This is a genomic window from Paenibacillus sp. P4_A9, assembly GCF_056402415.1.
The window spans coordinates 38,953-60,020 of record NZ_JBFUHL010000037.1; the positions used below are offsets into that span (position 1 = coordinate 38,953).

Annotated in this window: 35 protein-coding genes, 1 rRNA gene and 1 pseudogene; 35 read left to right on the forward strand and 2 right to left on the reverse strand. The window is 42.2% G+C overall.

Features of this window, described 5'->3' with window-relative positions:
* The first annotated feature begins 5 nt into the window (after positions 1-5).
* The 31 genes and pseudogenes from rpsC (at position 6) to AC1DVJ_RS21100 (ending at position 17,025) form a co-directional block, all read left to right on the forward strand.
* Positions 6-668 carry a 30S ribosomal protein S3 gene (gene rpsC / locus AC1DVJ_RS20950; RefSeq protein WP_028557489.1) on the forward strand — a complete coding sequence of 221 codons (663 nt, stop codon included), beginning with the start codon at positions 6-8 and terminating at the stop codon, positions 666-668.
* A 3-nt stretch (positions 669-671) separates the two neighbouring features.
* Positions 672-1,106 carry a 50S ribosomal protein L16 gene (gene rplP / locus AC1DVJ_RS20955; RefSeq protein WP_028557488.1) on the forward strand — a complete coding sequence of 145 codons (435 nt, stop codon included), beginning with the start codon at positions 672-674 and terminating at the stop codon, positions 1,104-1,106.
* Positions 1,096-1,293, forward strand: a complete 198-nt coding sequence (gene rpmC, locus AC1DVJ_RS20960) for a 50S ribosomal protein L29 (protein WP_028557487.1) — start codon at positions 1,096-1,098, stop codon at positions 1,291-1,293. Before rplP ends, rpmC begins: the two co-directional genes overlap by 11 nt.
* A 27-nt stretch (positions 1,294-1,320) precedes the next feature.
* Complete coding sequence (gene rpsQ, locus AC1DVJ_RS20965) at positions 1,321-1,584, forward strand: 30S ribosomal protein S17 (RefSeq protein WP_028557486.1); 264 nt, start codon at positions 1,321-1,323, stop codon at positions 1,582-1,584.
* 35 nt (positions 1,585-1,619) lie between these two features.
* On the forward strand, positions 1,620-1,988 hold the full coding sequence (gene rplN / locus AC1DVJ_RS20970; RefSeq protein ID WP_028557485.1) for a 50S ribosomal protein L14: 369 nt from the start codon (positions 1,620-1,622) through the stop codon (positions 1,986-1,988).
* Between the two features lie 55 nt (positions 1,989-2,043).
* Complete coding sequence (gene rplX / locus AC1DVJ_RS20975) at positions 2,044-2,397, forward strand: 50S ribosomal protein L24 (protein WP_081787661.1); 354 nt, start codon at positions 2,044-2,046, stop codon at positions 2,395-2,397.
* 33 nt (positions 2,398-2,430) lie between these two features.
* On the forward strand, positions 2,431-2,973 hold the full coding sequence (gene rplE / locus AC1DVJ_RS20980; RefSeq protein ID WP_477593136.1) for a 50S ribosomal protein L5: 543 nt from the start codon (positions 2,431-2,433) through the stop codon (positions 2,971-2,973).
* A 36-nt stretch (positions 2,974-3,009) separates the two neighbouring features.
* On the forward strand, positions 3,010-3,195 hold the full coding sequence (locus AC1DVJ_RS20985) for a type Z 30S ribosomal protein S14 (RefSeq protein ID WP_028557482.1): 186 nt from the start codon (positions 3,010-3,012) through the stop codon (positions 3,193-3,195).
* A 33-nt stretch (positions 3,196-3,228) separates the two neighbouring features.
* The gene (rpsH, locus tag AC1DVJ_RS20990; RefSeq protein WP_028557481.1) at positions 3,229-3,627 is read left to right on the forward strand and encodes a 30S ribosomal protein S8; all 399 of its coding nucleotides are present in this window, start codon (positions 3,229-3,231) and stop codon (positions 3,625-3,627) included.
* 29 nt (positions 3,628-3,656) lie between these two features.
* Positions 3,657-4,199 (forward strand): 50S ribosomal protein L6, encoded by a 543-nt coding sequence (rplF, locus tag AC1DVJ_RS20995; RefSeq protein ID WP_477593137.1) that lies wholly within the window; start codon positions 3,657-3,659, stop codon positions 4,197-4,199.
* 101 nt (positions 4,200-4,300) lie between these two features.
* Positions 4,301-4,669: a 50S ribosomal protein L18 gene (gene rplR / locus AC1DVJ_RS21000; RefSeq protein WP_056618280.1), complete on the forward strand. Its 369-nt coding sequence runs from the start codon at positions 4,301-4,303 to the stop codon at positions 4,667-4,669.
* Between the two features lie 26 nt (positions 4,670-4,695).
* Positions 4,696-5,193, forward strand: a complete 498-nt coding sequence (rpsE, locus tag AC1DVJ_RS21005; RefSeq protein WP_028557478.1) for a 30S ribosomal protein S5 — start codon at positions 4,696-4,698, stop codon at positions 5,191-5,193.
* Positions 5,194-5,204: 11 nt separating this feature from the next.
* Entirely contained in the window at positions 5,205-5,393 is a 189-nt protein-coding gene (gene rpmD, locus AC1DVJ_RS21010; RefSeq protein WP_056618272.1) for a 50S ribosomal protein L30, read from the forward strand.
* Between the two features lie 35 nt (positions 5,394-5,428).
* On the forward strand, positions 5,429-5,869 hold the full coding sequence (gene rplO / locus AC1DVJ_RS21015) for a 50S ribosomal protein L15 (RefSeq protein WP_047683177.1): 441 nt from the start codon (positions 5,429-5,431) through the stop codon (positions 5,867-5,869).
* A complete protein-coding gene (gene secY, locus AC1DVJ_RS21020; protein ID WP_477593138.1) occupies positions 5,869-7,173 on the forward strand; it encodes a preprotein translocase subunit SecY in 1,305 nt (434 codons plus the stop codon). The genes rplO and secY overlap by 1 nt, the downstream gene beginning before the upstream one ends.
* A gap of 86 nt (positions 7,174-7,259) precedes the next feature.
* Entirely contained in the window at positions 7,260-7,910 is a 651-nt protein-coding gene (locus AC1DVJ_RS21025; protein WP_477593139.1) for an adenylate kinase, read from the forward strand.
* Positions 7,910-8,662, forward strand: coding sequence for a type I methionyl aminopeptidase (gene map, locus AC1DVJ_RS21030; protein ID WP_477593140.1), 753 nt, complete (start codon positions 7,910-7,912; stop codon positions 8,660-8,662). The genes AC1DVJ_RS21025 and map overlap by 1 nt, the downstream gene beginning before the upstream one ends.
* Positions 8,663-8,671: 9 nt before the next feature.
* Complete coding sequence (locus AC1DVJ_RS21035) at positions 8,672-8,977, forward strand: hypothetical protein (RefSeq protein WP_477593141.1); 306 nt, start codon at positions 8,672-8,674, stop codon at positions 8,975-8,977.
* A gap of 2 nt (positions 8,978-8,979) precedes the next feature.
* Complete coding sequence (gene infA / locus AC1DVJ_RS21040) at positions 8,980-9,198, forward strand: translation initiation factor IF-1 (protein WP_009676800.1); 219 nt, start codon at positions 8,980-8,982, stop codon at positions 9,196-9,198.
* 103 nt (positions 9,199-9,301) lie between these two features.
* Entirely contained in the window at positions 9,302-9,415 is a 114-nt protein-coding gene (gene rpmJ / locus AC1DVJ_RS21045) for a 50S ribosomal protein L36 (protein ID WP_171632730.1), read from the forward strand.
* 19 nt (positions 9,416-9,434) lie between these two features.
* Positions 9,435-9,803, forward strand: a complete 369-nt coding sequence (gene rpsM / locus AC1DVJ_RS21050) for a 30S ribosomal protein S13 (protein ID WP_028557471.1) — start codon at positions 9,435-9,437, stop codon at positions 9,801-9,803.
* A gap of 18 nt (positions 9,804-9,821) precedes the next feature.
* The gene (rpsK, locus tag AC1DVJ_RS21055; protein WP_028557470.1) at positions 9,822-10,217 is read left to right on the forward strand and encodes a 30S ribosomal protein S11; all 396 of its coding nucleotides are present in this window, start codon (positions 9,822-9,824) and stop codon (positions 10,215-10,217) included.
* A gap of 125 nt (positions 10,218-10,342) precedes the next feature.
* The gene (locus tag AC1DVJ_RS21060; protein WP_056618255.1) at positions 10,343-11,287 is read left to right on the forward strand and encodes a DNA-directed RNA polymerase subunit alpha; all 945 of its coding nucleotides are present in this window, start codon (positions 10,343-10,345) and stop codon (positions 11,285-11,287) included.
* 24 nt (positions 11,288-11,311) lie between these two features.
* Entirely contained in the window at positions 11,312-11,677 is a 366-nt protein-coding gene (gene rplQ, locus AC1DVJ_RS21065) for a 50S ribosomal protein L17 (RefSeq protein WP_056618253.1), read from the forward strand.
* A gap of 140 nt (positions 11,678-11,817) precedes the next feature.
* Positions 11,818-12,579 (forward strand): tRNA pseudouridine(38-40) synthase TruA, encoded by a 762-nt coding sequence (gene truA / locus AC1DVJ_RS21070; protein WP_477593142.1) that lies wholly within the window; start codon positions 11,818-11,820, stop codon positions 12,577-12,579.
* Positions 12,580-12,753: 174 nt separating this feature from the next.
* Positions 12,754-13,191 (forward strand): 50S ribosomal protein L13, encoded by a 438-nt coding sequence (gene rplM, locus AC1DVJ_RS21075; RefSeq protein ID WP_477593143.1) that lies wholly within the window; start codon positions 12,754-12,756, stop codon positions 13,189-13,191.
* A gap of 18 nt (positions 13,192-13,209) precedes the next feature.
* Positions 13,210-13,602, forward strand: a complete 393-nt coding sequence (gene rpsI / locus AC1DVJ_RS21080; RefSeq protein WP_028557465.1) for a 30S ribosomal protein S9 — start codon at positions 13,210-13,212, stop codon at positions 13,600-13,602.
* 215 nt (positions 13,603-13,817) lie between these two features.
* Positions 13,818-14,510 carry a phosphoadenylyl-sulfate reductase gene (locus tag AC1DVJ_RS21085; protein WP_477593144.1) on the forward strand — a complete coding sequence of 231 codons (693 nt, stop codon included), beginning with the start codon at positions 13,818-13,820 and terminating at the stop codon, positions 14,508-14,510.
* Between the two features lie 84 nt (positions 14,511-14,594).
* Positions 14,595-15,012, forward strand: a pseudogene (gene sat, locus AC1DVJ_RS21090) (sulfate adenylyltransferase); the annotation flags it as partial.
* A 105-nt stretch (positions 15,013-15,117) separates the two neighbouring features.
* Complete coding sequence (cwlD, locus tag AC1DVJ_RS21095) at positions 15,118-15,879, forward strand: N-acetylmuramoyl-L-alanine amidase CwlD (RefSeq protein WP_477593145.1); 762 nt, start codon at positions 15,118-15,120, stop codon at positions 15,877-15,879.
* Positions 15,880-15,933: 54 nt separating this feature from the next.
* The gene (locus AC1DVJ_RS21100) at positions 15,934-17,025 is read left to right on the forward strand and encodes an Mrp/NBP35 family ATP-binding protein (protein ID WP_477593146.1); all 1,092 of its coding nucleotides are present in this window, start codon (positions 15,934-15,936) and stop codon (positions 17,023-17,025) included.
* Between the two features lie 45 nt (positions 17,026-17,070).
* On the opposite strand, the gene gerD is transcribed toward AC1DVJ_RS21100, so the two are convergent.
* Complete coding sequence (gerD, locus tag AC1DVJ_RS21105; RefSeq protein ID WP_477593147.1) at positions 17,071-17,853, reverse strand: spore germination lipoprotein GerD; 783 nt, start codon at positions 17,851-17,853, stop codon at positions 17,071-17,073.
* A 139-nt stretch (positions 17,854-17,992) separates the two neighbouring features.
* Between gerD and AC1DVJ_RS21110 the strand changes: the two genes are divergently transcribed.
* Positions 17,993-18,589: a KinB-signaling pathway activation protein gene (locus AC1DVJ_RS21110; RefSeq protein ID WP_477593148.1), complete on the forward strand. Its 597-nt coding sequence runs from the start codon at positions 17,993-17,995 to the stop codon at positions 18,587-18,589.
* Positions 18,590-18,625: 36 nt separating this feature from the next.
* Here AC1DVJ_RS21110 and pdaB read toward each other — a convergent pair whose 3' ends face one another.
* Positions 18,626-19,408, reverse strand: a complete 783-nt coding sequence (gene pdaB, locus AC1DVJ_RS21115) for a polysaccharide deacetylase family sporulation protein PdaB (RefSeq protein ID WP_477593149.1) — start codon at positions 19,406-19,408, stop codon at positions 18,626-18,628.
* A 113-nt stretch (positions 19,409-19,521) separates the two neighbouring features.
* On the opposite strand from pdaB, the gene AC1DVJ_RS21120 reads away from it, so the two are divergent.
* The 3 genes from AC1DVJ_RS21120 to AC1DVJ_RS21130 form a co-directional block, all read left to right on the forward strand.
* Positions 19,522-20,133, forward strand: coding sequence for a stage II sporulation protein M (locus tag AC1DVJ_RS21120; RefSeq protein WP_477593150.1), 612 nt, complete (start codon positions 19,522-19,524; stop codon positions 20,131-20,133).
* Between the two features lie 148 nt (positions 20,134-20,281).
* Positions 20,282-20,512: a hypothetical protein gene (locus tag AC1DVJ_RS21125; RefSeq protein ID WP_056618222.1), complete on the forward strand. Its 231-nt coding sequence runs from the start codon at positions 20,282-20,284 to the stop codon at positions 20,510-20,512.
* 318 nt (positions 20,513-20,830) lie between these two features.
* Positions 20,831-21,068 (forward strand): 16S ribosomal RNA (locus tag AC1DVJ_RS21130); the annotation flags it as partial.

The following is a 21,068-nucleotide window of genomic DNA, read 5'->3' on the forward strand; positions in this document are numbered from 1 at the left end:
AACGTGTGGGTCAGAAAGTACACCCGATAGGTTTTAGAATTGGTGTCATTCGTGATTGGGAGTCCAAATGGTTCGCAGAAAAAGATTTCGGAACTCTGCTGCTTGAAGACGTCAAAATCCGCGAATACTTAAAGAATAAACTTAAAGATTCTGCAGTTTCCCATATCGATATCGAGCGCGCGGCTAACCGTGTTAACGTAACGATTCATACTGCTAAACCAGGAATGGTTATTGGTAAAGGCGGAGCTGAAGTTGAAGTTATTCGTAACTACATCGCAGCTATGTCGAACAAAAAAGTTCATATCAACATTTCTGAAATCAAACATCCAGATCTTGATGCTATCCTAGTAGCTGAAGCTGTTGCACTTCAATTGGAACGTCGTGTTTCATTCCGTCGTGCTATGAAGCAAGCTATGCAAAGAACAATGAGATCCGGAGCAAAAGGTATCAAAGTTGCAACTAGCGGACGTCTTGGCGGTGCTGAGATCGCTCGTACGGAAGGATATAGCGAAGGAACTGTTCCACTTCATACACTTCGTGCGGATATCGACTACGGTACGGCTGAAGCAGCCACTACTTATGGACGTATTGGTGTAAAAGTATGGATTTATCGTGGAGAAGTGCTTCCGACAGCTAAGAAAAAGGCTCAGCCGGAAGGAGGAAATTAAATCATGTTAGTACCTAAACGTGTAAAACACCGTAAAGAACACCGCGGTAACATGAAAGGTCGCGCTAAAGGCGGAACGGAAGTTGCTTTTGGCGAATATGGTCTGCAAGCGGTAGAACCGGCTTGGGTTTCCAACCGTCAAATCGAAGCAGCACGTATTGCCATGACACGTTACATCAAACGTGGCGGTAAAGTATGGATTAAAATTTTCCCAGCTAAACCAGTTACACAAAAGCCGCTTGAAGTTCGTATGGGTAGTGGTAAAGGTAGCGTGGAAAAATGGGTTGCTGTAGTAAAACCGGGCAAAATTTTGTTTGAACTAGCAGGTGTAAGCGAAGAGGTTGCTCGTGAAGCAATGCGTCTTGCAGCTCACAAGCTTCCAATCAAAACGAAGTTCGTGAAAAGAGAAGAAGTAGGCGGTGAAGCAAATGAAGGGTAGTGAATTCCGGAACTTAACCACTGCTGAAATTGAGCAAAAAGTTAATGGTTTTAAAGAAGAACTCTTTAACCTCCGTTTTCAACTAGCTACTGGTCAATTGGACAACCCGACTCAGATTCGTGATTTGCGTAAAGAGATCGCTCGTGCCAAGACTATTTTGCGTGAAAGAGAACTGGGTATTGGGTAACCAAATCTAGAAGGGAGTGTTCCTTAGATGACTGAACGTAACGATCGTAAAGTTCTGATCGGTAAAGTTGTCAGCGATAAAATGGACAAAACCATTGTTGTTGCTGTTGAAACTTACAAAAAACATGAACTCTACCACAAAAGAATCAAATCTACAAAGAAATTCAAAGCACATGATGAAAACAACCAAGCTAAGATTGGTGACACTGTGAAAATCAGTGAAACTAGACCGTTGTCCAAAGATAAAAGCTGGAGACTGGTTGAAATTCTTGAAGTGGCAGTTGTTATCTAATATTCTAGATATGAACCCCGAAAGGAGGGAATACGATGATTCAACCATTTACTCGTTTGGCTGTCGCTGACAACTCTGGCGCGAAACAATTAATGTGTATCCGCGTTTTGGGTGGTACTGGTCGTCGCGTTGGTCACATTGGTGATTTGATCGTATGTTCAGTAAAAGAAGCAACACCAGGTGGCGTTGTCAAAAAAGGTGACGTTGTTAAAGCAGTTATCGTTCGTACTAAGAGCGGAGCTCGCCGTAAAGACGGTTCATATATCTCATTTGATGAGAATGCAGCTGTTATCGTGAAAGAAGATAAAAGCCCACGTGGTACTCGTATCTTCGGACCAGTTGCTCGCGAACTTCGCGATAGAGACTTCATGAAGATCGTATCCTTGGCTCCAGAAGTTATCTAAGACGTGTTACGATGTTGTTTTCCAAAGCGGAGAACCCCAGGAGGTGTAGAAGCTAATGCCAAGACTTAAAAAGAGACTAGAATCTCATAACAATAAATTGCACGTGAAAAAAGACGATACTGTTTTTGTAATCACGGGCAAAGACAAAGGTAAGAAAGGCCGCGTTATCGCTGCTTACCCTCGTCAAAATCGTGTTCTTGTTGAAGGTGTAAACATGGTTAAGAAACATGCGAAACCATCCCAACTTAACCCACAAGGCGGTATCTTGAATCAAGAAGCTGCAATCCACGTATCTAACGTGATGCTAATTGATCCTAAGAGCGGCAAACCTACTCGCGTAGGATACAAAGTATTGGATAACGGAACGAAAGTTCGCATTGCGAAAAAATCCGGCGAAGTTATCGACTAATACACACATGTATGGAAAGGAGGCAATTGAGTCATGGCAGTAAGATTGAAAGATCGTTATTTGAACGAAATTACGCCTGCATTAATTCAAAAGTTCAACTACTCAACAGTTATGCAAGTGCCGAAAGTCGAGAAAATCGTTATCAACATGGGTGTTGGTGAGGCTGTATCGAACTCCAAAGTACTTGATACTGCAGTAGAAGATCTTCAAAAGATCTCTGGTCAAAAACCAGTTGTAACAAAATCCAAAAAAGCAATCGCGGGTTTCAAACTTCGTGAAAACATGCCGATCGGCGCGAAAGTAACTCTTCGTGGTGAGCGTATGTACCACTTCTTGGATAAACTATTTAACGTATCACTTCCACGTGTACGTGACTTCCGCGGTATTTCCAACAAAGCATTTGATGGTCGCGGTAACTACACGCTTGGTTTGAAAGAACAACTCATTTTCCCTGAAATTGAGTATGATAAAATCGATAAAGTTCGTGGTATGGATATTGTTATCGTAACGACGGCTAAGTCCGACGAGGAAGCTCGCGAGCTTTTAACACAACTCGGAGCGCCTTTCGTAAAATAGGTTACCAGTCGTACCTATCAGGAGGTGTTATATTAAGTGGCAAAAACTTCGATGAAAGTCAAACAGCAACGTACCCCGAAGTTTAAAGTGCAAGCATACACACGTTGTGAGCGCTGCGGACGTCCGCATTCAGTGCTTCGCAAGTTCAAAATTTGTCGGATTTGTTTCCGCGAATTAGCACACTTGGGTCAGATTCCAGGCGTGAAAAAAGCAAGCTGGTAATCACCCTATTTTCGGGAAGGAGGTTTACACAAAATGGTCATGTCAGATCCAATTGCAGATATGCTAACACGCATTCGTAATGCGAACATCGTACGTCATGAGACAGTTGAAATCCCTGCATCAAAAGTGAAAAGGGAAATCGCTGAAATCCTTAAAAAAGAAGGATTTATCCGTGATGCTGAGTACGTTCAAGATAGCAAACAAGGTATCATTCGTTTGTTCCTGAAATACGGTTCAAACAATGAGCGTGTTATCTCTGGTTTGAAAAGAATTTCGAAACCAGGTCTACGCGTTTATACAAAATCACAAGAAGTCCCTCGTGTTCTGGGCGGTTTAGGGATTGCCATCATCTCCACGTCTCAAGGAGTTATGACGGATAAAGATGCTCGTCAATCCAAAGCTGGCGGAGAGGTTATCTGCTACGTTTGGTAATACAATTGTAATTGAATGGAGGTGCAAACATGTCTCGTATTGGTCGTAAGCCAATCACCATTCCAAGTGGTGTAAATGTAACACTAGACAATACTCAAATCACGGTTAATGGTCCTAAAGGATCCTTGTCCCGTGTACTTCATAAAGATATGAAAGTTAGCGTTCTAGAAAACGAGATTTCCGTTGAGCGTCCTTCCGATAATAAACTCCACCGTTCCTTGCATGGTACAACACGTAGTGTTGTTGCCAACATGGTAAGTGGTGTTACGGTAGGGTTCACGAAATCATTGGATCTAGTAGGCGTTGGTTACCGTGCAAACAAAAGCGGTGACAAATTGGTTCTCAACGTTGGGTACTCCCATCCAGTTGAAATCAACCCTGAAAACGGAATTGAGTTCGATGTTCCTACGAACACGAAAATCATCGTTAAAGGTATTGATAAAGAACTAGTTGGCGCAATGGCAGCGAAAGTTCGTTCCGTACGTGAACCAGAACCGTATAAAGGTAAAGGTATCAAGTATGAAGGCGAACGCATTCTTCGTAAAGAAGGTAAAGCTGGTAAGAAGAAATAAGATCGAAAGATCGCGGGTAATAGCTAAGAGTTTTCGAATGAAAACTTGCTACGTAAGCATAAGCCTCGCATCATAAGATGATGAAAGGAGTGTAAGTATAGATGATTACTAAAAGCGATAAAAATAAAGCTCGTCTGAAAAGACACCTTCGTGTTCGTAAGAAAATTGAAGGTACAACTCTTCGCCCACGTTTGAACATTTTCCGTTCATCCAAACATATGTATGCTCAACTAATCGATGATACAACTGGTGTAACAATCGTTGCAGCTTCGACTCAAGATAAAGAGCTGAAAAGTGAAATTGGTAACGGTGGTAACGTTGAAGCTGCTCGTAAAGTTGGCGCATTAATCGCGGCACGTGCGAAAGAAAAAGGTTTAGACAAAGTGGTTTTTGACCGCGGTGGATACCTTTATCATGGACGTGTTCAAGCATTAGCTGACGCAGCTCGTGAAGCTGGTCTTGAATTCTAGAATACATTAATAAGGAGGTAAAAGACTTGCGTGTAGATCCTAATACTTTAGAGCTAACAGAAAAAGTCGTAAATATTAATCGCGTAGCTAAAGTAGTAAAAGGCGGACGTCGTTTCAGCTTCAGCGCACTTGTTGTCGTTGGCGATGGCAACGGCTGGGTTGGTGCAGGAATCGGTAAAGCTTCCGAAGTTCCAGATGCAATCCGTAAAGGTATTGAAGATGCGAAAAAGAACTTGATTCATGTTCCTATCGTAGGCACTTCGATTCCTCACCTTGTTACTGGTAAATTTGGCGCAGGACGCGTTCTATTGAAACCAGCATCCCAAGGTACAGGAGTTATCGCAGGCGGACCAGTTCGTGCAGTACTTGAACTTGCTGGTGTAGGCGATATCTTGACAAAATCCCTGGGTTCATCGAACTCCATGAACATGGTTAACGCAACGCTTGAAGGCTTAAGCCGCTTGAAAAAAGCGGAAGAAGTTGCAAAGCTTCGCGGAAAATCTGTTCAAGAGCTATTAGGTTAGGAGGGGTAAACATGGCTAAACAATTACAGGTTACCCTAAAACGCAGCTTGATCGGCCGTCCTGAAACGCAACGCATTACTGTGAAAACACTTGGTCTTCGTAAAATTAACCAAACTGTTCTTCACCAAGATAATGCTGCAATCAGAGGTATGGTTAATCAAGTAAGCCATTTGGTAGAAGTTAAAGAAATCGAAGCATAGAATACGAATTTAAGATCTAGAGGAGGTGTGCAACGATGAAGTTACATGAGCTAAGTTCTGCTACAGGTTCTCGTCACACTCGTAAACGTGTTGGCCGTGGTACAAGTAGCGGCATGGGTAAAACATCAACTCGCGGACATAAAGGTCAAAACGCACGTTCCGGTGGAGGCGTTCGTCCTGGATTCGAGGGTGGACAAAACCCTTTGTACCGTCGTTTACCTAAACGCGGATTCACGAACCGTTTCCGTACGGAGTACGCGATCGTTAATCTTGAAGATTTGAACAATTTCGCAGCTGGTACCGAAGTTACTCCAGAAGTATTGATGGAGACTGGTATTGTAAAAGCTCCTAAAGACGGTATTAAGATTTTAGGAAACGGTGAAATCACAGTAAAATTAACCGTTAAAGCGAATAAGTTCTCTCAATCAGCGATTGAGAAAATCCAAGCTGCCGGCGGTCAAACCGAGGTGATTTAATGTTCACTACCATAGCCAACATCTTCAAAGTAGAAGATTTACGCAGAAGGATTCTCTTCACGCTTATCTTGCTAATCGTCTACCGTTTGGGTGCCTTCATTCCGGTCCCGAACATTAATACAGATGTTCTGAAACTTCAAGATCAAGCGAATCAGAGCGATGTCTTTGGTTTGCTTAACACGTTCTCCGGCGGTGCGCTCTTCCAATTCTCCATCTTCGCGATGGGAATTATGCCTTATATCACGGCTTCGATCATTGTTCAGCTTTTGTCCATGGATGTAATCCCGCGCTTCGCGCAATGGGCAAAAGAAGGAGATGTCGGAAGAAAGAAAATGACGCAGGTGACTCGTTACGGTACGATTGTTCTAGGGTTGATTCAAGCATTCGGATTATCAATTGGTTTTAACCGCCTTTACAGTGGTCTAGTCATTGATTCCGGCTTTACAACTTTCGCATTAATCGCTATCGTGTTGACAGCTGGTACAGCTTTCTTGATGTGGCTAGGTGAGCAAATCACGGAGTATGGGATTGGTAACGGTATTTCCATTATCATCTTTGCTGGGATCGTTTCTGCGATTCCTACAAGTATTCAGCAAATATACAAATCACTCTTTACGACGGATGCAGCTTTATTCCTCAATATCGTGAAGTTGATCATTATTGCTGTGGTTGTTGTTCTGATTATTGCTGGGGTTATATTTGTACAACAAGGTGTTCGCAAGATACCTGTACAATATGCCAAGCGTGTTGTTGGCCGTAAAATGTATGGTGGACAAACAACGCACATTCCTCTTAAAGTGAATGCTGCTGGTGTTATCCCTGTAATTTTTGCATTATCACTTTTGATGTTTCCTCCAACCATTGCAAGTTATTGGAGAGGGAATGTAGTTGCAGAATGGATTATCAATAACTTGAGTATTAACCAAACTGCACCATTAGCGATTGTACTTTATGTACTGCTGATTATTGGGTTCACTTACTTTTATACGTTCGTACAAATTAATCCAGTTCAAATGGCTGACCAGATGAAGAAAAATGGTGGATACATACCTGGGATTAGACCGGGTAAGACCACATCGACTTATCTGACTCGCGTAATGACAAGAATTACTCTTTCTGGAGCTTTGTTTCTCTCAGCAATCTCTATTCTTCCAATGTTGTTTGGAGGACTTGCCGGGTTGCCTAGTTCGGTTAAGATAGGTGGTACATCTTTACTTATCGTAGTAGGCGTTGGTCTTGAGACTATGAAGCAAATCGAGAGCCAATTGATTAAGCGTCATTACAAAGGATTTATCAATAAATAGCTAATAGGTTCTGATGGGGCAAGTTCTGCGACATCGGCACCTATTGTGCTGTTCGTAATGCCGAGTGCGATGGGGAGGTTTTAATTGTGAACGTAATATTTATGGGGCCTCCTGGTGCAGGCAAAGGTACGCAAGCAGAGAAAATCGTTTCTGAATTTCAGATTCCTCATATCTCAACAGGCGACGCATTTCGCGCAGCTATGAGCCAAGGTACTCCAATGGGTATCGAAGCGAAAGGGTATGTAGATAAAGGACTTCTTGTTCCTGACGAAATAACGAACGGTATTGTGAGAGAGCGTCTTGCCCAGCCGGATTGCGATAAAGGATTTTTGCTCGATGGGTTTCCTAGAACGGTAGCTCAAGCCGATGCATTATCTGAAATTGTGGATTCACTTGGTAAGAAGATTGAAGTCGTAATCAATCTTGCTGTTGATCGTAGTTATCTGTTGGCACGACTAACTGGCCGAAGAATCTGTAAATCCTGTGGTTCTACGTATCATGTCATCTTCAACCCACCTCAGCAAGAAGGCGTATGCGATAAATGTTCCGGTGAGTTGTACCAACGATCTGATGATAYGGAAGAGAAAGTCGGAACACGTTTGGATGAATACATCAATAAAACGGCTCCGCTTCTGGATTACTACCAAAAGAGGGAATTATTGCGTGAGGTTAACGGGGAACAAGACATTCATGCGGTAACCGAACAAATTAGCTCACTGCTACGAGGTCTAGCGTAATGATCATTTGTAAGTCCGAGGTTGAACTAGACCTAATGCGAGAAGCTGGTCGTATCGTAGCCGAAACGCACCGCTTATTGGCAAGGGCGATTCGTCCGAACATTACAACGAAAGAACTTGATCAGATCGCAGAGGAATTCATTCGCAGTCAGGGAGCAATTCCATCTTTCAAAGGTTACAATGGTTTTCCTGGGAGCATTTGTGCTTCAGTCAACGAAGAATTAGTTCATGGTATTCCTGGTCCAAGAAAGCTAGTTGAGGGTGACATTATCAGTATTGATATTGGTGCTCAATATAAAGGTTATCATGGAGATTCTGCTTGGACATATCCTGTCGGTGAAATTTCTGAAACTGCTCAGCGTTTGTTGACAGTAACAGAAGAATCACTCTATCGAGGCATTGCAGAAGCTAAACCAGATGCTAGACTCTACACGTTGTYGCATGCAATCCAAACTTGTATTGAAGACGCAGGCTTCTCCGTGGTTATAGAGTATGTCGGTCATGGTATTGGAACGGATCTTCATGAAGAACCGCAAATTCCGAACTATGGTATACCTGACAAAGGTCCTCGACTCAAACCAGGCATGGTCCTAGCCATTGAACCCATGGTGGTTGTTGGCGAAAGATTTGTCCAAACACTCGAAGACGATTGGACTGTAGTCACTACGGATCGTACCTTATGTGCTCATTTCGAACATACGGTTGCTATAACGGCAGCTGGTTATGAAATATTAACTTTGCCTAGATCGTAGGTGAACTGAGTGGATAGTAAGATTCCGCAAGTGGGTCAAATCGTAAAGGTGCTTCGCGGTAGAGATCCCGGAGAATATGCGGTCGTGATTGGGATTGTGGATAGTCGCTTTGTCTGGCTTGCCGACGGCGATCATCGCAAATTCGATCAACCGAAGAAGAAGAACCTGAATCATCTTCATTTACAAGAAACGATTAGCAGTGAAGTAGCGTCAAGCATTAGGGAAACAGGTCGTGTTACTAATGGGAAATTGCGCTTTGCAATCGCCAAATTCGTTGAACTTATGCAAGTTGAAGCACAAGAGAAAGGAGAATGACTGTGGCCAAAGAAGATGTAATTGAAGTAGAAGGTACAGTGATTGAACCTCTTCCGAATGCAATGTTTAAAGTTGAATTGGAAAATGGTCATAAAATCCTAGCCCATGTTTCAGGGAAAATCAGAATGCATTTTATCCGCATTTTGCCTGGAGATAAGGTTACCGTAGAATTATCGCCTTATGATTTGACGAGAGGCCGTATAACCTACCGTTTTAAATAAATGTTCGGCTTAGAAGTAATACTCTCTCAAGGCGTATGCTTACGAAGCAAGTTTTCTAACGAAAACGCAACATGGTTGCTTACGATTAAAAGGAGGGCTTAAAATGAAAGTAAGACCGTCAGTAAAACCGATTTGTGAGAAATGTAAAGTAATTCGCCGTAAAGGCAAAGTAATGGTAATTTGTGAAACACCAAAGCACAAACAAAAACAAGGTTAAAAGGAGGTGCATTCTGTAGATGGCACGTTTAGCTGGAGTTGACTTACCTCGTGACAAACGAGTTGTAATCGCGTTGACTTACATTTTCGGTATCGGCACTACAACTGCTCAGAAAATCATTGCTTCCACAGGGATCGATGCGAGTACTCGCGTTCGTGACTTGACTGAAGATGAAGTGAGCAAAATCCGTGATGTAATTGACAAAACCCTTAAAGTAGAAGGCGATCTTCGCCGTGAAATTTCCCTTAACATCAAACGTCTAATCGAAATCGGATCCTACCGTGGTCTTCGTCACCGCCGTGGTCTTCCTGTTCGTGGTCAACGTACTAAAACGAATGCTCGTACACGTAAAGGTCCTCGTCGTACAGTAGCTAATAAGAAGAAATAATAAAGGGGGTTAGAGCTAATGGCAAAACCTAAAAAAGTCGTCCGTACGAAACGTCGTGACCGGAAAAATATTGAGAGCGGTGTAGCACACATCCGTTCAACATTTAACAACACGATCGTAACGATCACGGATCCGCATGGTAACGCAATTTCTTGGGCAAGTTCAGGAAACCTTGGATTCAAAGGTTCCCGTAAAAGTACTCCTTTCGCAGCACAAATGGCAGCTGAAAAAGCAGCTAAAGCAGCAATGGAGCATGGCTTGAAAACAGTTGAAGTTATGGTTAAAGGTCCAGGCGCTGGCCGCGAAGCAGCAATCCGCTCTTTGCAAGCAGCAGGTCTTGAAGTAAACCTGATTAAAGACGTGACGCCGGTTCCTCATAATGGCTGCCGTCCTCCAAAACGTCGTCGCGTATAATTCAGGATCACTTTGTAGTATAATTATTCTAAAATCGTGAATAATGGTTTGAAGGATAGGCATACTATGAAATTTTCAACGAAGTATCCAGAGGGAACCGACGTATTGAATGGAGGGTACATTTCATGATCGAAATCGAAAAGCCAAAAATAGAAACTGTAGCATTAAGTGAAGATGGCGCTTATGGTAGATTTATCATTGAGCCGTTGGAGCGTGGCTACGGAACAACCTTAGGAAACTCACTACGTCGTATCTTACTGTCCTCTTTACCGGGGGCAGCTGTAACCTCTGTCCAAATCGATGGCGTTTTGCACGAATTTTCAACGATTCCTGGCGTGCTTGAGGATGTAACGGAAATTATCCTCAATCTGAAAGGTCTATCGTTGAAGATTCACTCCGATGAGGAGAAAGTGCTAGAAATTGATGCAGAAGGAGAAGGTAATATTACCGCGGCTGATATCCGTGGTGATAGCGATGTTGAGATCCTTAACCCGGATTTGCATATCGCTACCTTGTCTCCAGATGCACGTCTTCACATGAGGATTCATGCGGGCAGAGGGCGCGGTTACGTCCAATCAGACAAAAATAAGCATGAAGAACAACCAATTGGTGTAATTCCAATTGATTCGATCTACACGCCTATTACTCGGGTAAACTACGCTATTGAGAATACTCGCGTCGGCCAAGTGACTAACTATGATAAGTTGACTCTCGAAGTGTGGACCGATGGAAGTATTCGACCAGAAGAAGCAGTAAGCTTGGGCGCTAAAATCTTAACTGAACATTTGCTCTTGTTCGTCGGTTTGACGGATGAAGCAAAAGACGCTGAGATTATGGTTGAAAAAGAAGAAGATAAGAAAGAAAAAGTTCTTGAGATGACGATCGAAGAACTAGACCTTTCCGTTCGCTCTTACAACTGTCTCAAACGTGCAGGGATTAATACCGTACAAGAGCTGATTACCAAAACAGAAGAAGACATGATGAAAGTTCGGAACTTAGGTCGCAAATCCCTTGAAGAAGTTCAAGAGAAGCTCGAAGAGCTGGGTCTGGGCCTACGCACCGAGGAATAATCTTGTCAGAAGGAGGTTAACTCAATGAACTACAGAAAATTGAACCGCGATTCCAGTAATCGTAAAGCATTATTTCGTGATCTGGTAACGGATCTGTTCATACATGAGCGCATTCAAACTACAGAAGCAAAAGCTAAAGAAATTCGTTCTATCGCTGAGAAGTTAATTACTCTTGCGAAACGCGGAGATCTTCATGCACGCCGTCAGGTTGCTGCTTTTGTTCGTAGAGAAGCTGCTAACGAAAATCAAGATGCGATTCAAAAACTATTCTCTGAATTGGCACCACGTTATTCCGAGCGTCCAGGCGGATACACTCGTATCCTTAAACTGGGACCACGCCGCGGTGACGCAGCACCAATGGTTTACCTAGAACTAGTAGATCGCGCATAGAAGACGGTTGGGAAAGGGTGGACGGAATCACTAGATTCTGGTGAAGCCCTTTTTTTGCAGTCTTGGATCGCATTCTAGTGATGAGAGCTGCATGAGCAACTCAGACTAGGTAGAAAGGATGACTCATGGAGGAACAAGCCTTGAGAAATCTACGTTTTACCATAAGCTATGATGGCACATCTTATTCTGGTTTTCAGATACAACCTAGATCTGACACGGTACAATATCGGTTAGAGCAGGCTGTGTTTCTGTTGACAGGTGAGACGGTGAAAGTCATTTCATCAGGGCGTACAGATGCCGGTGTTCATGCGAAAGCGCAGGTTATTAATTTTACAACGAGTTCAAAGATTCCAGTGGAACGTTGGTGTTTAGCTCTAAATGCTAGACTACCCAGGGACATCGTCGCACATACGGCGGAAGAAGTCATTCCTACTTTTCACTCTCGCAAAGCCGCGAAACGTAAGACATACTGTTATACGATTCGTTCGGCGCGCTTCCCTGATGTCTTTCACCGCAACTTCGAGTATCATCACCCCACACATTTAAATGTGGAAGCCATGAGAGAGGCGCTCCCTTGTTTGCTAGGTGAGCATGATTTTACTTCGTTTTGCACAGTGAGAACGGATAAGGAGATCAAAGTGAGAACCTTGTATGAGGTTCGTATGGAGACGGAAACCGATAAGTTGTTGGCGACAGATAAAGTAGAACGCATCCGTTTGATCATAACAGGGAATGGTTTTCTTTATAACATGGTGAGGATCATCGTAGGGACGTTGATACAGATCGGCGAGGGTAAGAGGCCACCTAGTGACATGCTGCGTGTTCTCGAGGCCAGAGATCGATCCCAAGCGGGTCCTACAGCTGAAGCCATGGGATTAACCTTGTGGAAAGTCGATTATTAAAAAGTTGTCATCACTACTTGATTCTTAAGACATTATCGTGTAAAATATAACTTGGCGTTTGGTGATCGGCTAACCCACAGCCCCTGATCACAAATGACCATAACTATCCATCGCTTATGTTAAATTAACAACTATAACTTATGTATTTCAGATATATTTTTAGGAGGATTAAGCATGCGCACCACATATATGGCTAAGCCAAATGAAGTAGAGCGTAAATGGTACATTGTTGACGCTGCAGGCCAAACACTTGGCCGTCTTGCAAGTGAAGTTGCTAGCATTATCCGCGGTAAGCACAAACCGGAGTTCACTCCACACGTAGATACTGGTGATTTCGTTGTTGTTATCAATGCTTCCCAAATTAAGCTTACTGGTAAGAAAATGCAAAACAAAATGTACTACCGTCACTCTTTGTACCAAGGTGGTTTGAAAGTGACTTCCGCTCRGGACCTACTTAACACTAAGCCTGATCGTATGATCGAATTTGCAGTTCATGGTATGCTTCCTAAGAACCGTCTAGGCGACAGCTTGAAAACTAAGCTTAAAGTCTACGGTGGAGCAGAGCATCCGCACCAAGCACAACTACCAGAAGTCTGGAATCTTCGCGGTTAATATAAGGAGGAACGTTTCGTGGCACAAGTTCAATATTATGGAACGGGTCGTCGTAAACATTCGGTAGCGCGTGTTCGCTTAATACCGGGTGAAGGACGCATCATCATCAATAAACGTGATCTAGATGAGTATTTCGGTCTAGAAACATTGAAGCTAATTGTTAAACAACCACTTGCTCTAACTGAAACTATCGGTCAATACGATGTTCTAGTTCTTGCAAATGGCGGCGGCATCAGCGGACAAGCTGGAGCAATTCGACACGGTATCTCCCGTGCATTGTTGAAAGCTGATCCGGAATACCGTGGATCCTTGAAAAAAGCTGGATTCCTAACACGTGATTCCCGTATGAAAGAGCGTAAAAAATACGGATTGAAAGCAGCACGTCGTGCTCCTCAATTCTCCAAACGTTAAGATCTTGTGCCTCTGGGCACTCAAGAAAAACCTTTTCGGCTTATGGCTGGGAAGGTTTTTCTTTTTTTATTTTAAAATAGACCAATTGTGACCTTAGAAAATAAGTTAATACCAAAATGATAAAAAGTCATTGACACCTTCTAGAAGTCGGATATAATGAAAATATAAATCATACAATATCAGTCGGGATTAGTGACTATTGGAGGAATCTTACGATGAATCTATTTGAAAAAGAAGCATTTGTTACGAAAGCTGCAGAAGAATTTGAAAATCAATCGCCTGAAGCCATATTGAAATTAGCCGTAGATACGTTCGGAAGTTTAACCCTAGCTTGTAGTTTTGGTGCTGAAGATGTGGTGCTTGTCGACATGCTTCAGAAGATTAACCCGAATGTTGATATTTTCTACCTGGATACGAATGTGCACTTTGATGAAACGTATGAAACGAAAGAACGACTAGAGAAACATTACGGTACGAAATTTGTTCAAGTATTGCCTAAGCTTACGCTTGAAGAGCAAGCTGAGAAATTTGGCGATGAGCTTTGGAAGAGTGATGCGAACCAATGCTGTAACATTCGTAAAGTTGATCCGTTGACTGACATTCTTAGAAACTATGATGCATGGATTACCGGCATTCGCCGCGATCAAGCGCCTACTCGCGCTAATGCTAAAAAAGTGGAGTATGATGTGAAATTTGGCCTAATCAAATTCAATCCACTAGCAGGTTGGACATCTGAAGATGTATGGCAATATATTCGCGACAACGATGTGATCTACAACCCACTTCATGACCGTAACTACCCTAGTATCGGCTGCACGCATTGCACACGCCAAGTAGCTGATGGTGAAGACCCTCGTGCTGGTCGTTGGGCAAGTATCGAGAAAACAGAATGTGGTCTCCATAAATAAGTTGGGGACGGTTCAGTCTTAGAATATTGTGATGACAACAATCATACAACATGGTGGAGAGCTTATTAGCCGCCTAGTGCCAGTAGAACACATGAATATATTTATAAATCAGCAATGGAAATCGTGGATGCTCTATTCTTAATTTCGCTTGTTGGTGAAACGAAATGCGATGATATTTCCGCTGATGTACGTATGAAAAGTTATCATGTGCTATTAGAAAATTATTATCCGAAGGATCGCACTTTCCGAGGTGTTTATCCAACTGCTATGCGTAATGCAGGCCCTCGTGAGGCGATTCTACATGCGGTTGTATGTAGAAACTATGGTTACACGCATTTCATAGTAGGACGCGATCACGCAGGCGTTGGGAACTAATACGGCACGTATGAAGCACAAGAGTTCTGAAGAAATGGGAATATCGCCGTTATTCTTTGAACACAGCTTCTTCTGTTCGAAGTGTGGTAACTTGGTTTCAAGCAAAATATGTCCACATGACAAAGCTCATCGGTTTAAGAGACCCTGAATATAAGATGTAGTCTGGTATATTTGTCCACCCTGTCCCATATAGATGTTACAGAGTCTATAGGGGAACAGAGGTGGATTTTTTATGCGTAAAAGGAAGAAGAGGTTGGTGGTATGGCTGACCTTTCACAGTAGTCTAAAACTAATGCTCTCTGCCTTATTGGTTGCATTGGTTGTTTTTATTTATGCGTACGAGCTCCCTACAACGAAGACGTGGTCAGATTGGACGCTCCCTCTATCAGGTAAGACAATAGCGCTAGATGCGGGTCACGGAGGGCCGGATGGTGGAGCAGAGAGCAAGGATGGTGTCATTGAGAAGGATATTAATTTGGCGATCACCTTGCGGCTGCGCGATTATTTACAACAAGCTGGTGCAGTCGTAGTTCTGACTAGAGAAACGGATACAGATTTGGCTGAGTCGGGTACTAAAGGCTATAGCAGAAGGAAAACGCAGGATCTCCACAACCGCGCGGACTTGATACAAGACAATAATGCCGATATGTTTTTGAGTATCCATTTGAACAGCATACCTTCTGAGAAATGGAGAGGAGCACAAACATTCTATTATTTGAACAATCCGGCTAATCCTAACCTTGCGGCTCTCATTCAGGCCGAATTAAAGCGGAATTTAGAGAACACGGATCGTGAAGCGAAATTAGCGGATAAGACGGTGTATTTGTTAAAAACTTTGAAAATCCCGAGCGCACTCGTTGAGGTAGGCTTTCTTTCAAATCCGGAAGAAGCGAAATTACTCGCAGATGAGAATTATCAGAAGATGTTGGCTGCATCCGTATATCAAGGGATTTTGAGATATTTTGCAGGAGAAAAAGTGGGTTCCGCTTCATAATGTGTTATAATTAAAGCCGCGAATACAATGTCCCAATAAAGGTGTGATGTGGCTATGGTACATAAAGATCAAATCCTAGAAGCGTTGAACACGTTAATAGAACCTCAGTTCAATAAAAGCGTAGTAGAATTAAATTTGATTCGTGATGTAATGGTGAAGGAAGAAGCCGTATCCTTAAGCTTAATTGTTTTAACAGAAGATGAAGGATTCAAGGAGCAAGCCAAAGCATGCATTCAACAATCTTTAGCAAATATAGGAGTACCACAAGTTCATATTCGTTTTAGATTGATAACGGACCATGAACGTAGTCGATTAGAAGGGACTTCACAGCAGTCGGATCCACTAAATCCGCCAAAGCCTGTTCAACCACCAATCCAGAAGCCGATTCTTGGACAATCCTCTACCGTTGAGTTTATCGCCGTTGCGAGTGGTAAGGGTGGCGTTGGTAAATCGACCGTCACTGTTAATCTAGCAGTTGCTCTAGCTCGTAAGGGGAAAAAGGTTGGGATCATCGATGCGGATATTTATGGTTTTAGTATTCCGGATATGATGGGGATTGAAGAACAACCTCAGCTCGTTGAAAATGTGATTATTCCTGTTGAGAAATTCGGAGTAAAAGTTATTTCGATGGGGTTCTTTGTTCAAGACAATGCACCTGTTGTATGGCGTGGACCGATGTTGGGTAAAATGCTGCGCAACTTCTTCAACGAAGTAAATTGGGGAGATGTTGAATACATCCTGCTAGACCTTCCTCCAGGAACGGGGGATGTCGCGCTAGATGTGCATCAGCTCATCCCGCAAAGTAAAGAGGTCATTGTCACGACTCCGCATGCAACAGCTGCCTTTGTAGCTGCTAGAGCAGGTGCAATGGCGATTCAAACGAATCATGAAATTTTGGGTATCGTTGAGAACATGTCCTATTATGAGGGTAAGGACGGTAGCGTTGATTACATTTTTGGTAAAGGTGGCGGAGCTAAGCTTGCAGAAGATTTACATAGCGAGCTATTAGCACAAATCCCTTTGGGGGCTCCGGATAATCATATTTCTGAAAAAGATTACTCACCATCGGTGTATAAGGCAGATTCGAAAGCAGGGCAAATCTATTTAGATATAGCAGATAGAATGATTGCGAAGCTTGAAAAATGAGAAAAGGAAGAGGGTGCAGAGAATTCTGCAATCTCTTCCTTTTTTTTATGAACCAGAGTCAGAACCGCTATCTTTTTTCTCTTCATCTTTTTTTTCGGAGTCATCTCCTGAGGAATCGTCCTTCTTCTTTTCATCCCCGCCCTCTTCTTTTTTCTCCCCTTCCTTGGCTTTATCTTCACTCTTTTCTGCGCTTTTTGCGGAAGGCATTTGATCAGGCTTGCTTTGCTGAGCGATAGCGGCCTTAAGTAATTCGACCATTTGTGCCCGAAACAGTGGGCTCTGGATGGATTCTTCCATAACTGTCATCATTTGCTGACGGTAAGGCGCTGTTTTCATGACATCAAGAACCATCTTCTCGTAATCAGGATTTTTCATGACATCAATTAGAGATTTTTGGTAAGCAGGATCCTTCAGCAATTCTTTGAACATCTGTTTAGTATCCTTTTGAATCGCAGTAGCAAAGTCACCCGCGAACTTAGGATCCTTCATCATGTCAGCCAAAAACATATTATTTTCCTTAGCGGTTAGAACATCCTTCACAGCCATCTGGAGTTGGAGGGATTCATTGGCGGATAATAGTTTGATTTGGGATTGCCCTGCAACGCTATTCGTGCCAACTTCGCCATTCATAATACTTCGATTTGCAGCACTGATAGCTTTCTTACCGTCATCTGATTTAAGGATATCGAGGATCATTGTTTTCTGCTCTTTATACGTATTGGCTTGTGACTGGCCTTGTGACGAGTTATCAGTTCCGCATGAAGCAAGAAGTAAAGCTAATGAAATGACCGGTAGGACCTGAAGCTTTCTAAGTCTTGTTTTAAACATAACTACATGCTCCCTTCCCTTAACTTTAATAGTCATAGTATGTGTGGTTAGGGTCAGAATATAAGGGGTCAATATTGGCTTTTTATCACAAAGGTTGGTACAATTAACAATTAGAGTTGATGTGTGGAGGTAATTGAACGTGACATTGCGTAAATGGTTTCACTTAATTTGGACAACATTGGTATTTGGTTCAGTAGCTTCAATAGTAATGGGACTTATTCTTCAATTTTCTGACAAAGAGTTTTCTGTGATGGGCATATCTGGCGTTGGGTTTAATGTGTTCAATATGCTCCTATGTGGCGCATTAATAAGTGTATTTAGCCAAATGGGATTTTTTGCATACTTAATCGTTAGATTTATAGCAGTTGGTTTTGTTCGATCTAAGACAATATTTGAGCTTATTCAAATTGCCATCATTATTTTTGTGTTATTTGAGCTTGTATTTCTGAGAATCACTAATTCTAAGAATTCAGAAACCATGAGTAGCTACTTCATTTTACCAATTATACTTTTAATAATTTCGATAGCAGTGAGCTATTGGAAGTCGAAGCTAACTAATCGTAATGCATTTGTTCCAACCTTGTTTTTTATGTTTGCCGTATCTATCCTAGAAGCTGTACCTGCTTTGAAATTGGATATGGCAGCTTCAACTATATTTATGTTGGCGCCTTTACTCGTAAGTAATGCATGGCAAATTCTGACCTTACATAAAATATTGGACAACAAAAAGAGCTAATTCAATTAGCTCTTTTTTCAAATCTATTCGTTTAAATTAGTGAACTTGTTTCATGGCTTGATCCTCAACGGGAGTTGTATCAACTTGCGTTTGTTTAATGAGTTCACTCACACTCACAAATTGATACCCTTTTGCTCGTAATTGCTCAATAATCTCGGGCAATGCCTCATGTGTTTGTTGAGAAGAATCACTTGCATGTAGCAAGACGATATCTCCAGGGTGCGCTTTGCTAACAACGCGGTTAACTATAGTGTCGACCCCTTTATTAAGCCAATCCTGAGAGTCTGTATCCCACTGGATAACTGAGTAGCCGAGATCATCAGCAATTCGTAACACGCGTTTGTCGAAATCACCATTAGGTAAACGAATGAGATTAGGTTCTTTTCCAATTAATTCAGTTAAAATCCCATGGGCTGTAGAAATTTGGTTGCGGATTTCCTCATCGCTAAGCGTACTGTAATTGTCGAATTTATTCCCGTGACTACCAATTTCGAAGCCATTACTTTTGATATGTGCAACAATATTAGGATGACTCTTGCTCCAAGGAGATGATAAGAAAAACGTCGCATCTTTAACACCATTGTCTTTAAGAATTTTCAAGATGGGTTCAGCACGAGTATCCCCCCAAGAGATATCAAAGGTTAGGGCTATAACCTTCTTTTCGGTTTGCACGCTGTAAATAGCCGAAGGTTCAGAGTTCATAAAGACGGATACGTTACTCTGTTCGGAATATACAATGGCCGCGGAGAAGATAATGGCAAGAGCAATAAATAAGTATTGTTTGAATTTACGTGCGTTGATTACAAAAAAGTAGTTCATGATTAGCTTGTACCTCCTCTATGTCAGGCAGTTGAAAGCTTGTATACCCTCTAGTAAATAATGTATGCTCGTACTCATAGCACTTATGCTTCCGAAATTGGAGGAAATAGAGAATGAATTTACAGGCATTACTTAGACATTTTAAAGAAATGAAGCATTACTTTATTGTGGTTGTTCTAGTTTTTGGTTTTAGCTTTTATATGGGATGGGCGAATTCAGAACAATTTACACATTTTTTGGAAAAGCAGTTAGAAGGGCTCCGGCCTCTGATTAAATCAATAAGCAGCAAAGAGAATCCCCAGGTTTGGCTGTTCTTTTTTATCTTTTTGAATAATGCGATTAAGACCGTTCTTGTTGTTTTCAGTGGAATACTCCTTGGTGTTCTTCCTCTCTTTATGTTAATCGCAAATGGGATGATTCTAGGCTATGTACTCTCCTTACAGGAGAATGAAAGTACCATAACCATAGTCCTAAAGGGTATATTGCCACATGGTATCATTGAGATTCCAGTCATTTTACTGGCATGTGCATATGGACTGAAGTTAGGGATGCTAGTTTGGAAAATGGGAATTCAACTTTTAGTGCCGGCAGAGAAGAGAAGTGCTGGAATTGAATTCAAAAGAATACTACAACTATCGAAGCCGCTAAGCGTAGTTATTGTCATTTTGCTTTTTGTAGCAGCTATTATAGAAAGTACGCTTACTTACTGGTTGGTACATTTGTAAAATATTTTCAACCCTCTGTCATAAAACTGGGAAAATCTGAGCATAACAATAAGGCGGAAATGAAAAGGGTGTGTTTGGCCCTACATGTCTGCCTAACGAACTGTTAGTGCCATGAATCTCTACAGTCGAGAGGGGTTTGGATGGATGTATGCTCGGATTTTTGTTCAATGAGAGAGAATGCAGAGAATTGGACTATGTACTGCGTAAAGAATTAGATGAAATGTTATTCGATCTCAATGATAAGAGGATTGATCAAGAGATAAAGGGAGCTATAGAATCCAGGTATAAAGTCATCTTCCGGATGTATGCTCGCCTAGCAACACCGAAGGAAATATCGAAATATGCGAGAAACCGTAATTACCAAGCTCAAAAGAAATAGGGGGTAAGTGCTTGACTTACCCTCTCTACCTGTGTTACTTTATAACTCGTCACTTCGAAACAAAGCGAGTGAGTCTAATTAAACAGTATTTCGAAAAACATTTCAAAAAAAGACTTGCAATCTTCGTGGGCACTGTGATATATTTAAAAAGTCGCCGCTAAACGGACGATGAACAAAGACGAAAGAAATTGATCTTTGAAAACTGAACAACGAGTGAGTAAGCACGAACGAGAAATCGTTCAAAAAAGAGATTGCAAAATCTCGCTAGCAACGCAAATGAGCAATTAAGCTTTCAAATAGGACGAGGAATCGTCCACTATTATGGAGAGTTTGATCCTGGCTCAGGACGAACGCTGGCGGCGTGCCTAATACATGCAAGTCGAGCGGGTTTATCCTTCGGGATAAGCTAGCGGCGGACGGGTGAGTAACACGTAGGTAACCTGCCTTTAAGACTGGGATAACTATCGGAAACGATAGCTAAGACCGGATAACTGGTTTTCTCGCATGAGAGAATCATAAAACACGGAGCAATCTGTGGCTTGAAGATGGGCCTGCG

Excerpts from the sequence above, each read along its gene's own strand:
- rplP (WP_028557488.1), top strand. The coding sequence starts at position 672 with ATGTTAGTACCTAAACGTGTAAAACACCGTAAAGAACACCGCGGTAAC.
- gerD (WP_477593147.1), bottom strand. The coding sequence starts at position 17,853 with ATGTTTAAAACAAGACTTAGAAAGCTTCAGGTCCTACCGGTCATTTCA.
- rplQ (WP_056618253.1), top strand. The coding sequence starts at position 11,312 with ATGAACTACAGAAAATTGAACCGCGATTCCAGTAATCGTAAAGCATTA.
- pdaB (WP_477593149.1), bottom strand. The coding sequence starts at position 19,408 with ATGAACTACTTTTTTGTAATCAACGCACGTAAATTCAAACAATACTTA.
- AC1DVJ_RS21060 (WP_056618255.1), top strand. The coding sequence starts at position 10,343 with ATGATCGAAATCGAAAAGCCAAAAATAGAAACTGTAGCATTAAGTGAA.
- rplN (WP_028557485.1), top strand. The coding sequence starts at position 1,620 with ATGATTCAACCATTTACTCGTTTGGCTGTCGCTGACAACTCTGGCGCG.
- rplX (WP_081787661.1), top strand. The coding sequence starts at position 2,044 with ATGCCAAGACTTAAAAAGAGACTAGAATCTCATAACAATAAATTGCAC.
- AC1DVJ_RS21085 (WP_477593144.1), top strand. The coding sequence starts at position 13,818 with ATGAATCTATTTGAAAAAGAAGCATTTGTTACGAAAGCTGCAGAAGAA.
- rplR (WP_056618280.1), top strand. The coding sequence starts at position 4,301 with ATGATTACTAAAAGCGATAAAAATAAAGCTCGTCTGAAAAGACACCTT.
- secY (WP_477593138.1), top strand. The coding sequence starts at position 5,869 with ATGTTCACTACCATAGCCAACATCTTCAAAGTAGAAGATTTACGCAGA.
- rpmD (WP_056618272.1), top strand. The coding sequence starts at position 5,205 with ATGGCTAAACAATTACAGGTTACCCTAAAACGCAGCTTGATCGGCCGT.
- rpmC (WP_028557487.1), top strand. The coding sequence starts at position 1,096 with ATGAAGGGTAGTGAATTCCGGAACTTAACCACTGCTGAAATTGAGCAA.
- cwlD (WP_477593145.1), top strand. The coding sequence starts at position 15,118 with ATGCGTAAAAGGAAGAAGAGGTTGGTGGTATGGCTGACCTTTCACAGT.
- AC1DVJ_RS21100 (WP_477593146.1), top strand. The coding sequence starts at position 15,934 with ATGGTACATAAAGATCAAATCCTAGAAGCGTTGAACACGTTAATAGAA.
- rpmJ (WP_171632730.1), top strand. The coding sequence starts at position 9,302 with ATGAAAGTAAGACCGTCAGTAAAACCGATTTGTGAGAAATGTAAAGTA.
- AC1DVJ_RS21120 (WP_477593150.1), top strand. The coding sequence starts at position 19,522 with ATGAATTTACAGGCATTACTTAGACATTTTAAAGAAATGAAGCATTAC.
- rplE (WP_477593136.1), top strand. The coding sequence starts at position 2,431 with ATGGCAGTAAGATTGAAAGATCGTTATTTGAACGAAATTACGCCTGCA.
- rpsM (WP_028557471.1), top strand. The coding sequence starts at position 9,435 with ATGGCACGTTTAGCTGGAGTTGACTTACCTCGTGACAAACGAGTTGTA.
- rpsH (WP_028557481.1), top strand. The coding sequence starts at position 3,229 with ATGGTCATGTCAGATCCAATTGCAGATATGCTAACACGCATTCGTAAT.
- rplO (WP_047683177.1), top strand. The coding sequence starts at position 5,429 with ATGAAGTTACATGAGCTAAGTTCTGCTACAGGTTCTCGTCACACTCGT.
- rpsK (WP_028557470.1), top strand. The coding sequence starts at position 9,822 with ATGGCAAAACCTAAAAAAGTCGTCCGTACGAAACGTCGTGACCGGAAA.
- rpsQ (WP_028557486.1), top strand. The coding sequence starts at position 1,321 with ATGACTGAACGTAACGATCGTAAAGTTCTGATCGGTAAAGTTGTCAGC.
- AC1DVJ_RS21125 (WP_056618222.1), top strand. The coding sequence starts at position 20,282 with ATGCTCGGATTTTTGTTCAATGAGAGAGAATGCAGAGAATTGGACTAT.
- rplF (WP_477593137.1), top strand. The coding sequence starts at position 3,657 with ATGTCTCGTATTGGTCGTAAGCCAATCACCATTCCAAGTGGTGTAAAT.